The 13,186-nt window shown below is 69.2% G+C and carries 15 protein-coding genes; 10 read left to right on the top strand and 5 right to left on the bottom strand.

The window, feature by feature from the left end:
• Window positions 1–32: 32 nt before the first annotated feature.
• From AB0L53_RS26160 to AB0L53_RS26190, 7 genes are all read left to right on the top strand, one after another.
• Window positions 33–1,880: a hypothetical protein gene (locus tag AB0L53_RS26160; protein ID WP_363998752.1), complete on the top strand. Its 1,848-nt coding sequence runs from the start codon at window positions 33–35 to the stop codon at window positions 1,878–1,880.
• A gap of 16 nt (window positions 1,881–1,896) precedes the next feature.
• A complete protein-coding gene (locus AB0L53_RS26165; RefSeq protein ID WP_363998754.1) occupies window positions 1,897–2,499 on the top strand; it encodes an anticodon-binding protein in 603 nt (200 codons plus the stop codon).
• 121 nt (window positions 2,500–2,620) lie between these two features.
• On the top strand, window positions 2,621–4,003 hold the full coding sequence (gene lysA / locus AB0L53_RS26170) for a diaminopimelate decarboxylase (protein ID WP_363998757.1): 1,383 nt from the start codon (window positions 2,621–2,623) through the stop codon (window positions 4,001–4,003).
• Window positions 4,000–5,289, top strand: a complete 1,290-nt coding sequence (locus tag AB0L53_RS26175; protein ID WP_358537083.1) for a homoserine dehydrogenase — start codon at window positions 4,000–4,002, stop codon at window positions 5,287–5,289. Before lysA ends, AB0L53_RS26175 begins: the two co-directional genes overlap by 4 nt.
• Window positions 5,290–5,539: 250 nt before the next feature.
• Window positions 5,540–6,001, top strand: coding sequence for a hypothetical protein (locus AB0L53_RS26180; RefSeq protein ID WP_363998760.1), 462 nt, complete (start codon window positions 5,540–5,542; stop codon window positions 5,999–6,001).
• Between the two features lie 170 nt (window positions 6,002–6,171).
• On the top strand, window positions 6,172–6,771 hold the full coding sequence (locus AB0L53_RS26185) for a hypothetical protein (RefSeq protein ID WP_363998763.1): 600 nt from the start codon (window positions 6,172–6,174) through the stop codon (window positions 6,769–6,771).
• 257 nt (window positions 6,772–7,028) lie between these two features.
• Window positions 7,029–7,802, top strand: coding sequence for a TIGR03084 family metal-binding protein (locus AB0L53_RS26190; RefSeq protein ID WP_363998766.1), 774 nt, complete (start codon window positions 7,029–7,031; stop codon window positions 7,800–7,802).
• A gap of 103 nt (window positions 7,803–7,905) precedes the next feature.
• On the opposite strand, the gene AB0L53_RS26195 is transcribed toward AB0L53_RS26190, so the two are convergent.
• Window positions 7,906–8,841 carry an SDR family oxidoreductase gene (locus tag AB0L53_RS26195; protein ID WP_363998769.1) on the bottom strand — a complete coding sequence of 312 codons (936 nt, stop codon included), beginning with the start codon at window positions 8,839–8,841 and terminating at the stop codon, window positions 7,906–7,908.
• 110 nt (window positions 8,842–8,951) lie between these two features.
• On the opposite strand from AB0L53_RS26195, the gene AB0L53_RS26200 reads away from it, so the two are divergent.
• Window positions 8,952–9,524, top strand: coding sequence for a helix-turn-helix domain-containing protein (locus AB0L53_RS26200; protein WP_363998772.1), 573 nt, complete (start codon window positions 8,952–8,954; stop codon window positions 9,522–9,524).
• 39 nt (window positions 9,525–9,563) lie between these two features.
• On the opposite strand, the gene AB0L53_RS26205 is transcribed toward AB0L53_RS26200, so the two are convergent.
• The 4 genes from AB0L53_RS26205 to AB0L53_RS26220 all read right to left on the bottom strand — a co-directional run bounded on the left by AB0L53_RS26205 (window position 9,564) and on the right by AB0L53_RS26220 (window position 11,540).
• Window positions 9,564–9,794: a hypothetical protein gene (locus AB0L53_RS26205; protein ID WP_363998775.1), complete on the bottom strand. Its 231-nt coding sequence runs from the start codon at window positions 9,792–9,794 to the stop codon at window positions 9,564–9,566.
• Window positions 9,795–9,846: 52 nt separating this feature from the next.
• Complete coding sequence (locus AB0L53_RS26210) at window positions 9,847–10,392, bottom strand: GNAT family protein (protein ID WP_363998778.1); 546 nt, start codon at window positions 10,390–10,392, stop codon at window positions 9,847–9,849.
• A gap of 93 nt (window positions 10,393–10,485) precedes the next feature.
• Window positions 10,486–10,845: a nuclear transport factor 2 family protein gene (locus AB0L53_RS26215; protein ID WP_363998781.1), complete on the bottom strand. Its 360-nt coding sequence runs from the start codon at window positions 10,843–10,845 to the stop codon at window positions 10,486–10,488.
• Window positions 10,846–10,919: 74 nt separating this feature from the next.
• Window positions 10,920–11,540, bottom strand: coding sequence for a helix-turn-helix domain-containing protein (locus tag AB0L53_RS26220; protein ID WP_363998784.1), 621 nt, complete (start codon window positions 11,538–11,540; stop codon window positions 10,920–10,922).
• A 48-nt stretch (window positions 11,541–11,588) separates the two neighbouring features.
• Between AB0L53_RS26220 and AB0L53_RS26225 the strand changes: the two genes are divergently transcribed.
• Window positions 11,589–12,539 carry an NADP-dependent oxidoreductase gene (locus AB0L53_RS26225; protein ID WP_363998787.1) on the top strand — a complete coding sequence of 317 codons (951 nt, stop codon included), beginning with the start codon at window positions 11,589–11,591 and terminating at the stop codon, window positions 12,537–12,539.
• Window positions 12,540–12,642: 103 nt separating this feature from the next.
• A complete protein-coding gene (locus AB0L53_RS26230; RefSeq protein ID WP_363998790.1) occupies window positions 12,643–13,164 on the top strand; it encodes a hypothetical protein in 522 nt (173 codons plus the stop codon).
• Window positions 13,165–13,186: the final 22 nt, after the last annotated feature.

Genomic DNA, 13,186 nt, shown 5'->3' on the forward strand with positions numbered 1-13,186 from the left:
ATCCTTTGCCGGGCTAGGAATCGGAGGTCTCGGTGAGCACTGAGCTGGAGAGCACTAGGCGAGCGCTGCGTGAGGCGATCGCCCAGGCCGAGCACGCGGCCGAGCTGGCCAGGCTGCTGGACGCGGCCCAGGCGCGGCTCGTGGAGGCCGAGCACCACACCGCTGAGGCCAAGGCGCTCGCCGAGCGGCTCACCGACGCGGAGGAGCGGCTGGAGATCGAGCGCGCCGCCGCGGAGAAGCTCCGCAAGGAGCTGGCCGAGCAGCGCTTCCAGGCCGAGGTGGCCAACTGGAAGCTCTCCTCGATCAAGGTGGCCCGCTGGAACCGGCTCGGCGACGCGATCAGGAGCGGCAAGAGCAACCCGGTCCGCCTGGCCAGGGGTCTCAAGGGCGCCGCCAAACCGGTCAAACGACCCACCGCGCCCAAGCGCAAGCCGGTCGCCGCCGCGGCCAAGGACAAGGACGAGCGGCCGGGCGCCGCCTACCAGGCCACCACCTCCGTGCGTACGCTCAACGGCGCCTCGTTCAAGCTCAAGCCGTTCCGCGTGCCCACCGGGCCCAACACCCGCCCGCACCTGACCGCCGCGGTGATCGCCGACCCGCACACCGAGGCGCTGCTGCGCTACGAGTGGCGGCAGACGACCGGCTTCACGCCGCGCGACTTCGCCAGGGTGCTGCCGCTGGAGGTGCCGCACCTGCTTGTGGTCGAGTCGGTCACCCAGGGTCCGTGGGCCGAGGAGATCACCGGCGAGCCGGGCGAAGGGCTCAAGGCCCTGCTGGCCTGGTGCGCCGAGCGGGGCATCCGCACGGTGTTCTGGCACACGCAGGGCGACGTGACCCCCTACGCGGCCGCCGCCGAGCTGTTCGAGCACCGCTTCACCAACGATCTCACCGTGGGCTGGCCGCGCCTGCACTTCGGGGTGCAGCCGCGGGTGCACAACCCGATCCCGCTCTCGGGCGGCCGCATCGACCGGGTGCTCACGCTCGACCAGCTGCTGCCCGGGCACCTGACCTACCCCGACGTGCTGACCTCCTACCGCTGGCCCGCCTCCGTCGACTGCCCGCCCGGTACCCCGCAGTGGGTGCTGGCCGAGCTCGCGGCCTGCAACACCTCGATCGGCACCGAGCCCGACGCGCGCCGCGCGCACGCGGCCCTGCGCCGCGCCCACGCCACCGGCACGATGTCCGAGCGGACCGACGAGCTGCTGGAGGCCATCGGCCTGCCCGCCGTACGCGCCACGCTCAACGTCTCGGTGCTGCTGCCGGTGCCCGACTCGGCGCTGTTGGAGCACGCGCTGGCCCAGGTGGCCAGGCAGTCGGGGGTCACCCAGGTGGTGGTGTTCGCCTGGCGCGGGGCCGAGCAGCGCGTCCGCGAGGTTCTGACGGGCGTCGACGTGGTCTTCCGCGACCTCGACCCGGCCGCCAGCACGGGCGCCATGCTCAACCACGGTCTCGACCTGTGCGAGGCCGACCTGGTCGCGGTGATGGACCCGCGCGACGTCTACGGCGCCCACTATCTGACCGACCTGCGCAGGGCGTTCCTGTTCAGCACGGCCGGCATCGTCGGCAAGGCCGCCTTCTACGCCCACCTCCGCAAGCCGCAGGCGACCCTGCTCAAGCAGCCGGACGCCGAATACTCCTACCTGCCGGAGATCGCCGGCGCCACGCTCCTGGCCCGCCGCAACACGCTGCGTGAGCTCGGCTTCGCCGACCTCACGGACGGGTGGGACGAGGTGCTGATGCGGCAGTGCCGGGCGGACGGGATCAGGGTGTTCTCGGCCGACCGGTTCGGCTATGTGCGGGTACGCGAGGAGGACCGGTGGCTCCTGGGGGCCGCCCAACTGGTCGAGTACGGCTCCGCCGAGCCACACGCGCTCATCTAGCGTCCAGGAGCGCCCTGTGACGCCGGAGCAGCTGGCCGAGGTGCTGGGGGAGCCGCCGGTGCCGGAGGGGACGTGGGAGCGGGAGGCGGTCTACATCTCGGCCGCCGCCCTCCGTCGCGGCGTACCCCCCGCCTCCCTGGCGGCGCGCGTCTCCGGCGAGGTCCTGGACAACGGATTCCTGCGGATCGTCGTGGACGTACCGGGGACGCTCGTGGACTCCGTGGAGCCGCTCGACGTACCTGAGGACCCCTGGCCGGACTTCCCCCGCACATGGGCGAACCCGGGCTTCGTCGTCCGTTACGCCCACGCGCGGGCGGCGGCAGTCCAGCGATGGGCGCGCGACCTGGGTGTCCCAGCCGAACCCTTCCACCCGGAGCTGCTAGCCGACCCGCGTGACCGCGCCGTGCTCCGCCTCCTGGCCGAGCTGCCGGGGCGGCGGCTGAGCAGGTCTCCGGGGTGGGAGCCTTATCTGGTACGGCTGGCGACGGCGTACCACGACGCCCATGAGCTGGCCCCCGCCGTACCCATGGGAGACGATCCACCCGCACCGGTGCACACGGCGCGCGTCCGGCTGGCGGCGGCGGTGCTGAAGGTGCTGCCGGGCCCGGAGCGTCTGTGATTGGCAAAATATCCGGCCAAAGGGCGAAAAATCGTAAAAATATCCCTCCTGGAGCTTGATCGCGTCTCGATACGTGGGCAGCGGGTCCGGGCGGTTCGACGGTTCCGATAGCCTCGTTCGGGTGAGTCGATTCGTCCATCCCGCCGGGGACCGGCACGCAGAGATGCTGCCCCACGAGCGCCCACCGCTGGCGCCCGCCGACCTCAACCGGATCAATCCCTCGATCTGGCCGCGAACGTCGAGCCGGACCGATGGCGCGCTCACGATCGGCGGCGTGGACGTCCGCGATCTGGCCCGCGACCACGGCACGCCCCTCTACGTGTTCGACGAGGACGACGTGCGCTCGCGCATGCGCGACTACGCCACGGCCTTCGCAGGCTCCGAGGTCCACTACGCCGGCAAGGCGTTCCTGTGCAAGGAGATCGTCCGCTGGCTCAAGGACGAGGGCCTCGGCCTCGACGTGGCCAGCGGCGGCGAGCTGGCGGTGGCGCTCAGCGTCGGCTTCCCGGCCGCGCGCATCACGCTGCACGGCAACAACAAGTCGGCCGCCGAGCTGTCCAGGGCGCTGGAAGCGGGCGTCGGGCACATCGTCGTCGACTCCTACGAGGAGATCGCCCGGCTCGGGTTCCTCGCCGAGAAGCACGGCACGCGGCCCAAGGTCATGATCCGGGTGACGACCGGGGTCGAGGCGCACACGCACGAGTTCATCGCCACCGCGCACGACGACCAGAAGTTCGGCCTGTCGCTCAACACCGGGGCCGCCGCCGAGGCCGTACGCCGCATTCTCGCGCTGCCCTCGCTGGAGCTCGTCGGGCTCCACTCGCACATCGGCTCGCAGATCGTCGACACGGCCGGGTTCGAGGTGGCGGCGCGCCGCCTCGCCACGCTGCTCGTGCAGATCAAGGACGAGCACGACGTGGTGCTGCCCGAGCTCGACCTGGGCGGCGGCTACGGCATCGCCTACGTCGAGGGTGACGAGGCCCCCGACATCAAGGAGATCGCCGACGGCCTGCGCGAGATCGTCACCAAGGTCTGCACCGACGCCGGGCTGCCGGTGCCGAGGCTGACCGTGGAGCCCGGCCGCACCATCATCGGGCCCGGCGGGATCACCCTCTACGAGGTCGGGACGGTCAAGGACGTCGAGGGGCTGCGCACGTACGTCAGCGTCGACGGCGGCATGAGCGACAACGTGCGCACCGCGCTCTACGGGGCCGAATACACCGCCGTGCTGGCCAGCCGCGAGAGCTCCGCCGAGCCGATGCTCAGCCGCCTGGTCGGCAAGCACTGCGAGAGCGGTGACATCATCGTGCGCGACTGCTTCCTGCCCGCCGACCTCGCGCCGGGCGACCTGATCGCCGTGGCGGCCACCGGTGCCTACTGCCGGTCGCTGGCCAGCAACTACAACTATCTGCCCAAGCCCGCCGTGGTGTCCGTCACCGACGGCGAGGCACGTGTCATCGTGCGGGGCGAGACCGAGGACGACCTGTTGAGGGGGCAGTTGTGAAACCGCTGAAAGTGGCCCTGCTGGGCTGCGGGGTGGTGGGCTCGCAGGTCATCCGGCTGATCCACGAGCAGGGCGACGACCTGGCCGCCCGCATCGGGGCACCGCTGGAGCTGGCCGGTGTGGCCGTACGCCGGCTGGGCCGCAAGCGCGACGTCGAGGTGGCCCCCGAACTCCTGACCACCGACGCCGAGTCGCTGGTCACCCGCGACGACGTCGACATCGTGATCGAGGTCATCGGCGGCATCGAGCCCGCCCGCTCGCTGATCGTGTCCGCCCTGTCCAGCGGCAAGTCGGTCGTCACCGCCAACAAGGCCCTGCTCGCCGAGGACGGCGCGACCCTGCACGAGGCCGCCCGCACGGGGGGCGGCGACCTCTACTTCGAAGCCAGCGTGGCCGGAGCCATCCCGCTGCTGCGCCCGCTGCGCGAATCACTCGCCGGCGACCACGTCAAACAGGTCCTCGGCATCGTCAACGGCACCACCAACTACATCCTCGACAAGATGGACTCCACGGGCGCCTCGTTCACCGACGCCCTGGAGGAGGCCCAGACGCTCGGCTACGCCGAAGCCGACCCCACGGCCGACATCGAGGGCTTCGACGCCGCCGCCAAGGCCGCGATCCTGGCCGGCCTGGCCTTCCACAGCCGGGTGACGGCGGAAGAGGTGCACCGCGAGGGCATCACCGAGATCACCGCCACCGACGTGGCCTCGGCCAAGGCCATGGGCTACGTCATCAAGCTGCTGGCCATCTGCGCCCGCTCCGACGACGGCCGCTCGGTCGGGGTCCGCGTACACCCGGCGATGATTCCCCGGACGCACCCGCTGGCCGGCGTACGCGAGGCGTACAACGCGGTCTTCGTGGAGGCGGCGTCGGCGGGCCAGCTCATGTTCTACGGCAAGGGCGCGGGCGGCGCGCCGACGGCCTCGGCCGTGCTCGGCGACCTGGTGGCGGTGGCCCGCAACCGCCTGGCGGGCACGCGCGGCCCCTCGGAGTCGACGTACGCCGACCTGCCCGTGCACCCCATGGGAGAGACCGTCACGAGGTGCCACGTGGCGCTGGACGTGGCGGACAAGCCCGGCGTGCTGGCCCGGGTGGCGGACCTGTTCGCCAAGCACGACGTATCGATCCAGACGGTACGCCAGGAGGGCCACGGGGACGACGCCCAACTCGTCATCGTGACCCACCGGGCAACGGACGCGGCACTGTCGGCCACCATGGAGGGGTTGCGAGACCTCGACATCGTGCGGGCGATCGCCAGCGTGATGCGGGTCGAGGGCGACCTCTGACAAGCATGGTCCTCCCCTTGGGGCGCTTCGCGCTCTGAGGGTCGGGCTGTGTTCTGTGGGGGGCTCGGCGCCCCCCACACCCCCACAAAGGCATGGTCCTCGCTGCGCTCGGGCGTCCCTCCGCAGGAGGGCTCCGCCCTCCTGCGGAGGCGGACCTTTGGCCTGAGCGCGTCCGACAGCAATCTGGGACCGCCTTGATCGGCCGGGCGTTCCCATGACTTTGGAATTTGTTCCGAAGTAGCGTCGCGGTATGGCTACTCCGACCATGCCTTTCTCCGACCTCTCGAAGCACTCCAAACGAGTGGCAGACACGCTCGACCGAGTGCATCGATTGCAGGTCAAGCGCCGCGACGGCGAAGACCTGTACATCACCACCGCGCAGCACGATCGGGAGCGGGAGGAGACGGCCGACGTCGTGTCTCGCATGCTTGCCGCATTGGTCGCGAGCGATGAGGGGGCGCGGGCGGTCGAACGTGCCCTGCCGGTGGTTTTCCCGTGGGCTCGCCATCTTTCGGTTGGCGAGCGTCAGGAATTCGTCCGTGACATCGTCGACGCCACTCGCGACGTCGTCGATCTCGACGTGCATGCCACGTTGCATCGAATTACGGCTGAATGGCGGGCGACTGCCCGAATCCTGGCTGATCCGGCTTTGGCCGCACAGACGGGCCGGCCCCTGCCCGATGAGGATCACGGCGAGGTGTTCACACCGTGAGCCCAAAGCGCGGAGATGACCGGGACGTGACATCGAGCCCGGCTCAGCCCGCGGACCCCCGCCCCAAGCAGGGCCGATGAGGTTCGAGCATCACGATGGGATCGGCATTTGTCTCACGGCAGGAACAAATAGCTCACAACATCTCCGAGGTTTCCCGCGTCGGACTGACTATGACCTCACTTACCGAGCGCACGAGCCGCCCGAGAGCCCGCCGATACGGAGCCTGGACCAGTGCCGCCTCCCTGGCCGCCTGCCTGACGGTCGTCCTCGGCGGGGGTATCGCCAACGCGGCCACCGTGGACAGTGCGGCGGCACCGGCCACCACCACCATCGCGGCGAATGCCGCCGGCCGGATCGACTGGGCGTCCGTTGTGGAGCCGGCTCTGAACTGCCCCAAACCGAGGCCGCGTGCCGCCTGGTACGTCGTGCGCGCCCGCGTAGCCGCCGTCGGCGACCTCACCCGTGACGGCAAGCGTGAGACCGTCGTCGTGTCGTCGTGCCCGAGCTCGACGTCGAGCAATCCCTTGATCGCCTTTGTCTACGACGGAGCCTCCAAGCCCTCGGCTCCGCGCCTGCTCGGGAAACTTGGCAAGAACCGCTACTTCAAGTCCCTGAAGGTCGCGATCCAGGGCGGGCGTGTGGAGCTGCACGGCAAGGCTCTCAGCGACGAGGCTCCCAGGTGCTGTCCAGACCTGATGGTCAGCCAAACCTACAAGTGGGACGGCACGCAGTTCCGCAAGACGGCGGACAAGGCGAAGCGCATCACGTGACCACCCGACCTGGCCCGCAACGCAGGCGCGCAGGGCGGTCGTGAGGTCCACGGCCGTACTGCCCGCCACTGGGCGCTGTCCGGCGGTTGCCGGACAGCCCGTGCCGGAGCGGCCTGGCTGCGCCTGGTCTCGTGGCCGGGAGTCCACGGCTCCCAACCGGTCAGGGGCCGGGAACGAGTTCGGCTTGCCGAGATCAACCTCAGGTAGCTTGCCCACCCTAGATCAACTTTATTCGTCAGTGTGTGGAGGTGACACCGATGTTGAACTATGGCCTTGACCTGTCCGGTGTAGAGCTCGACCGGGCTCTGCCCGACTTGGTGGCTGAAGGGGATGAGCTTGACGCCCTGGTATCGGCGGAGGCCGACTGGTCGAAGCCGACGCCGGCAGTGGGGTGGACGATCGCCCACCAGGTCGCTCACCTTGCTTCAGCTGATGCGAACGTTCTCATCGCCATTCGGACGCCAGAGGCGTTCGACACTGTGCTGAAGCAGGCGGAAGCCGCGGGCAGCCAATACGCTGATCTCGACGCCGCGGCGGGAGCGGCCAAGCCGCGATCGGTGCTGCTGGAACAGTGGCGCGCCGGTCGAACCGAGGTGGCGGCGGCGCTACGTGACGTTCCACTGGACCATGGGTTCCCGTGGTACGGCTCGCAGTTGACCCCGGCGCTCATGGTGCCGCTTCGACTGATGGAAACGTGGGCTCACGGGCAGGACGTTTTCGACGCGCTGGGTGTCTCACGCCGTCCGACGGGCCGGCTCCAGCATGTGGCCTCGTTGGGAGTGATAGGGCGAGAACTGTCGTTCTACGCCGCCCAATTGCCCACTCCGGCAGAGCCGTTCCGTGTCGAGCTGACCGCTCCCGACGGCCGAACCTGGGTATGGGGCCCAGAAGATGCCGGACAACGGGTTCAGGGCAGCGCCCTCGACTTCTGCCTTCGAGTCACCCAGCGCAGGTCCCGAACCCAGACTGACCTCAAGGCAGTAGGCGAGGACGCGCAGAAGTGGCTTGAGATCGCTCGCGTCTTCCTCTGAGGAGGCAAGTGGAGATCAGCTCAGGTCCGCCCTCCTGAACGCAGGCGGACCTTTGCCCTGAGCGCGTCCGTTAGCAGGCTCCTCTAGAGAGAGCCGCAGCCGATCAAGCGGATGAATTGTGGAAGTAGTGCCCCTTGTCGAGGTCGTCGATGAGTCCGGGCTGGGTCGGCTGCCACCCCAGTAGCTCGCGGGTCAGCGTGCTCGAGGCCGGGCTGTCGGTCGAGAGGAAACCGGCCAGCCAGCTGAAATGCTCTCCTGCGTTCTCCGGTGAGACGGCGCCCACCGGGATGCCGAGATGCCGGCCGATCACTTCGGCGATGGCGCGGATCGGCACACCCTCGTCGGCGACAGGGTGCAGCGCCGATCCCGCCGGGGCCTGCTCCAGCGCCAGACGGAACAGGCGGGCGGCGTCGAGCCGGTGCACGGCGGGCCAGCGGTTGGCCCCATCGCCGATATAGCCGGAGACGCCCTTGTCGCGGGCGATGCCGACTATGGCCGCCATGAAGCCGTAGTCGCCTTCGCCGTGCACCGTCGGGGGGAGCCGCAGGACCGACGAGCGGACGCCGCGGGAAGCGAGGGCGAGCGTCAGCCGCGCGGTGGCCTGACGAGCATGCGGACCGCTGCCCGGCTGCCCCGCATCCGATGCGGGACCACGCCCGTCCTGCTCGGTCGCCACCCGCCCTGGTGCCAGCCCGAGCAGCCCGGAGGCGAGGACGAACGGTCGATCAGAACCCGCGAGCGCCTCGCCCATCGTTTCGACGGCGCGACGGTCCGCCTCGACAGCGCTCTGGAAGTTTCCAGAGAAGGCGAGGTCGTGCTTGAACGCGAGGTGGATCACGCCGTCCGACGCGGCGGCCGCTTTCCGCAGGCCGTCGAGATCATCGAGTGTGCCGTGATGCACCTGAGCCCCGGCCGCGGTGAGGGCGGCGGCCGAGGTGTCCGAGCGTGCCAGCCCGGTGACCTGATGGCCCGCGCCGATGAGCTCGGGAACGACGGCGGAGCCGATCCAGCCGGACGCGCCGGTGACGAAAACGCGCATGAGAAGACCTCCAGGTAAGTCGGCGCACAGGTGAGCGGCCGACTGATGTCAGTTGCTGTCATCAGAGTAGCAAGCAATGTCAGTCACTGTCATCAAGGTACGATCGGGGCATGGGGCGATGGGAGCCGAACGCGCGCGGCCGGCTGGTGCAAGCGGCAATGGAGCTCTACGGCGAACGCGGGTACGAACAGACCACGGTGGCCGAGATCGCCAACCGGGCGGGGCTCACGGAGCGAACGTTCTTCCGGCATTTCGCCGACAAGCGCGAGGTGCTGTTCTGGGGCGGGGGCGCGCTGCAAGAGCTCCTTGTGAGCTCCGTCGCCGACGCCCCTGATTCCACAGCGCCGATCGACGCGGTCGCCGCGGCCTTTGAGGCCGCCGCCGCCCAGCTTCAGGAGCGCCGCGAACACTCCCTGCAGCGCCAGGCCATCATCGCCGCGAACGCGGAGCTTCGAGAGCGTGAGCTGATCAAACTCGAGTCGTTCGCCTCGGCGCTCGCCGACGCCTTGCGCCTGCGCGGCGTCGCGGACACGGCCGCGAGCCTGGCCGCCGAGGCGGGGGTCGCGGTCTTCAAGATCGCGTTCGTCCGCTGGCTCGCCACCGGCCAGCCGGACTTCCCGCAACTCATCCGCGACTCATTCGACGAGCTGAAGGCGCTGACCGCGGGCGCGGGGGTCACCTAGGCCCATCACCTGGCCCGCCGTCTCCGGTCGTGTCGTGTTCTAGTCGGCCGCGCTCGAATACACCGGGGTTCCCCGGCTATGGCCGGGGACCAGCGCCGCCAACCAACGCGGATCGGTGACCTCGACGTCATAGTCCGCCTGGACGAGATGGTCCTCATCGAGGAACTCGTCCATGGTCACCGTCAGTACGTCGTAGGGCTCCATCTCTCGGTGGTTGTATGCCGCGTCCCACAGCATTTTGAAGAAGAAGTCCAGGTCGCCGTCGGGCAATGGTGCGTGATCCTTCGTGAGCGTCCGGCAGCGTCTCACGGGCCGGCCCGAGTCACCCCAATCCGCTGGTCCATTCTGGAGCCAGAATGGAATGGATGATCGAGTCTCGCCATCCGTCCCGGACACGGATATGCCCGCGAATGCGGCCCTCCTCGACCATGCGGAGCTTGCCCATCACCCGGGCCGAGGGCTCATTCGCCGGGCTACGCGCGCCCCAGACTCGATACAGGCCGAGCTCGTCGAAGGCCAGCCGCAGCAGGAGCGCTACCACTGCGGCGCCGAGGCCCTGCCCCCACCGGTCAGCCCGAAGTGCGAAGCCGATCTGACCGCTGCTCTGCAGCGGATGGCCGACGTCGATCGCCAGCCGCGCGAACGCCACCAACTGCCCGCCCGGGTCGGTCCCGGCCAGGGAGTATTCGAGCCGCGGTTCCGCTTGAGCCAACGTCATCAAGGTGTCGATCGTGGCCTGGACCTGCTCGCGGCTGCGCGGCTCGAAGGACATGTGCTTCACCACCGTCGGGTCGCCGTAGATGGCCAGAAGGGCATCCACGTCGGCCGGGGCGAACTCGCGGAGGTTGGCGCGCGGGGAGGTGATCATTACTGGATTCATGGGCGGTGAACTCCGGGAATCGCCGCTTCAGGGTGCTCGCGCAGAGAGCGTATCCAATTCCTCGTTTACGCCCGCCATCGATTACATCGGTGTCTGATGGATGAGGACGACCCGCCAGCCTTCGGGGGTGTGGCGATATGCGGTCGTCGCGTACCACGAGGTCGTCTCTTCGCCGGTGGTGCTGGTCAGTGTGTAGGCGATAATGGCGCCGGAGTCGCCGAGCAACTTGACGGCGGCATCGTTTGCCTGGTTGCGCCGGTTCGGATTTCCGCTCCCCTGGGTGTACATCTGGAGCACCTGCTGCCTCGACACGATGCCATAATTTCCCATGGCCATGAAGTCGTCGGCACAATACTCCTCGAAGAATTTCTCATCGTAAGCCGCGTCGGCGTTCAGCATTCGCTGCTCGATTTCCAGCAGCGTCTTTTCGATCTCGCTCATCTTGCCTGCTCCTCCAGTTGTGCCCTGCACGGCTCAGGCTGCCAGCCATACCTGACATCTCCCGGCAGGTACTCTCACCTGAGGAGGGGCAGTCGGACGGGCGGCGGAAGCGGCGTCGGGACCGGGTTGGCCTGGAACGACTGGATCATCAGGGCCGCGAAACGGCGCGACGCCGCCACTCTCATCTCGGGTGACTCGGCGCGGATGCCGTCGTTCGCCATCAGCGCCAGGCTGATGTCCTCCAGCACGAAATCCTTCCGCAAAGGGCCTGCTTCCTTCGCGCGCCGTACCAGTTCGAGCAGTTGACGCAGCGTGCGAGCGTGCTCCGCGGCGAAGTCGGCCGATTGGGGGAGTTGCGAGGTGAATGCGCGGGCGAAGCCTCGGTCGAGGGCGTGTACCTCCATGAGCCTCTCGATCACCAGGCGGAACCCGCGCCACGGGTCGCCCGCCGCCATGCCCTCCTCCACGATCGCCGAGCAAGAAGCCATCTGCTCGGCGAAGGCCTCGGCCATCAGCGCTTCCTTGGTCTGGAAGTGCCGGTAGACGGTCGCGACACCGACCTCGGCGCGCCGGGCGATCTCCCGCATCGGCACGTCGAGGCCCTCGGCGGCGAAGGCCGCGCGAGCGACCGCGAGGATGCGCTCGCGGTTGTCGCGGGCGTCCGAGCGGAGATGGGTTATCACTTGGGCCGTCATCGCTCTCACTTTAGCTAAACGGAGAGGGTGCTCCGTTACGTTCGGCGCATGAGAGCGATTCAATTCACCGAGTACGGCCCGCCCAGTGTTGTGCACGTCGCCGAGGTGGAGGCGCCGCACGCCGGGCCGGGCGAGATCCGCGTCTCCGTACGGGCCTCCGGAGTCTCGCCCGGGGAGACGTACATCCGCTCCGGGGCACTGCGTGACATGGTGCCCACGACGTTCCCGTATCGGACCGGATTCGACGCAGCGGGCGTGGTCGACGAGGTCGGCGACGGCGTCACGGGCGTGAGCGTGGGCGACGAGGTGTTCGGCATGGCCGACACGCTCGCGCGCGGCGTCAATGCCGACTTCGCGGTCCTGGCCGCCTGGGCGCCCAAACCGGCCGCGTGGAGCTGGGAGGAGGCGGGCGGCGCTGCGGGCAGCGTCGAGACGGCCACCCGGGTCCTCGACCGGCTCGCGGTCGGTGCCGGGCACACCGTGCTCGTACAGGGCGCGGCCGGTGCGGTGGGCACCGTCGCCGTCCAGCTCGCGGTCGCCCGCGGCGCCACCGTCATCGGTACGGCGAGCGAGCACAACCACGACTTCCTGCGTTCCCTCGGCGCGGAGCCGACGACGTACGGACCGGGGCTCGTCGAACGGGTCCGCGCGCTGGCGCCGGCCGGGGTGGACGCGGTGTTCGACTGCGCCGGAGGGGCGCTGCCCGACCTCATCGCCATCGCCGGCGACACGGCGCGCGTGGTGACGATCGCCGACTTCACCGCGGCGGCCCATGGCGTACACATGTCGCACGGAGCGCCGGCCGAGGAGACGGGCACGGCCGTGGGAGCCCCCGCCGACCCGCAGGCGGTGCATGGCCTCGCGATCGCGGTCACGCTCGCCGCGGAGGGTCGGCTGCGGGTGCCGGTCGCGGCGGCGTTCCCGCTCGACGAGGCCGCGGCCGCGCACGAACTCAGCGAAAGCCGCCACGCCCGCGGAAAGATCGTGCTGGTGAACTGATCGGCCGCCCGTGGCCGTTCGCCTGTCCGTAATCCGGCAAATGGTCAACAACCTATCCGAACCCTCACTAAGGTGATCAAGTCAAAGATCGAGGAGGAACCTGGTGAAGCAGACGATCGCCCGGCGGATCGGCCGTTCAATGCTGGTGGTGGCGCTGGCGGGAGGTGTCGCGACGGCCGGCGTCGCGTCCCCGGCGCTCGCCGCGCGGAAGGCGACACTGGGGCCGTACGGGTACGGCAATCTGAAGCTTGGTATGAACACCAAGTTCGCTATGAGGACCAAGCGGATCGTCCCCAAAGCGGTCGGAGACAACGCCAGGTGCACGGGCTGGGACCTCAAGGAGAACCCGTACGGTGAGTACCGGGTGGGGATCTACATCTCCAAGAAGCGCGGTCTCTCCATGATCGTCGCGCCGCCCGGCCTGAAGACGCCTCAGGGCATCGGACTCGGCTCCAGCAACGCGCAACTGAAGGCCGCCTACCCCGGTCTGCGCCGTGGTCCGGGTGGGTATCCGACCGCCACCGTGCCGGGCAACAAGAAGGCGTTCTACATGTTCTATGTGTCGCACAACAAGGTGGCCGACATGAGCCTGGTTCTGGCCACGCAGGACTGCGTCAAGTACTAGCCCCCGCGTCGTTCGCCGGGCA

The sequence above is a fragment of the Nonomuraea sp. NPDC052129 genome (genome assembly GCF_040680095.1).
Classification (GTDB): domain Bacteria; phylum Actinomycetota; class Actinomycetes; order Streptosporangiales; family Streptosporangiaceae; genus Nonomuraea.

What these genes read in the sequence shown, in the direction of transcription:
- AB0L53_RS26200 (WP_363998772.1), top strand. Translation starts at nt 8,952, where the DNA reads ATGGGGCGATGGGAGCCGAACGCGCGCGGCCGGCTGGTGCAAGCGGCA.
- AB0L53_RS26195 (WP_363998769.1), bottom strand. Translation starts at nt 8,841, where the DNA reads ATGCGCGTTTTCGTCACCGGCGCGTCCGGCTGGATCGGCTCCGCCGTC.
- AB0L53_RS26220 (WP_363998784.1), bottom strand. Translation starts at nt 11,540, where the DNA reads ATGACGGCCCAAGTGATAACCCATCTCCGCTCGGACGCCCGCGACAAC.
- AB0L53_RS26210 (WP_363998778.1), bottom strand. Translation starts at nt 10,392, where the DNA reads ATGATCACCTCCCCGCGCGCCAACCTCCGCGAGTTCGCCCCGGCCGAC.
- AB0L53_RS26225 (WP_363998787.1), top strand. Translation starts at nt 11,589, where the DNA reads ATGAGAGCGATTCAATTCACCGAGTACGGCCCGCCCAGTGTTGTGCAC.
- AB0L53_RS26180 (WP_363998760.1), top strand. Translation starts at nt 5,540, where the DNA reads ATGGCTACTCCGACCATGCCTTTCTCCGACCTCTCGAAGCACTCCAAA.
- AB0L53_RS26185 (WP_363998763.1), top strand. Translation starts at nt 6,172, where the DNA reads ATGACCTCACTTACCGAGCGCACGAGCCGCCCGAGAGCCCGCCGATAC.
- AB0L53_RS26190 (WP_363998766.1), top strand. Translation starts at nt 7,029, where the DNA reads ATGTTGAACTATGGCCTTGACCTGTCCGGTGTAGAGCTCGACCGGGCT.
- AB0L53_RS26215 (WP_363998781.1), bottom strand. Translation starts at nt 10,845, where the DNA reads ATGAGCGAGATCGAAAAGACGCTGCTGGAAATCGAGCAGCGAATGCTG.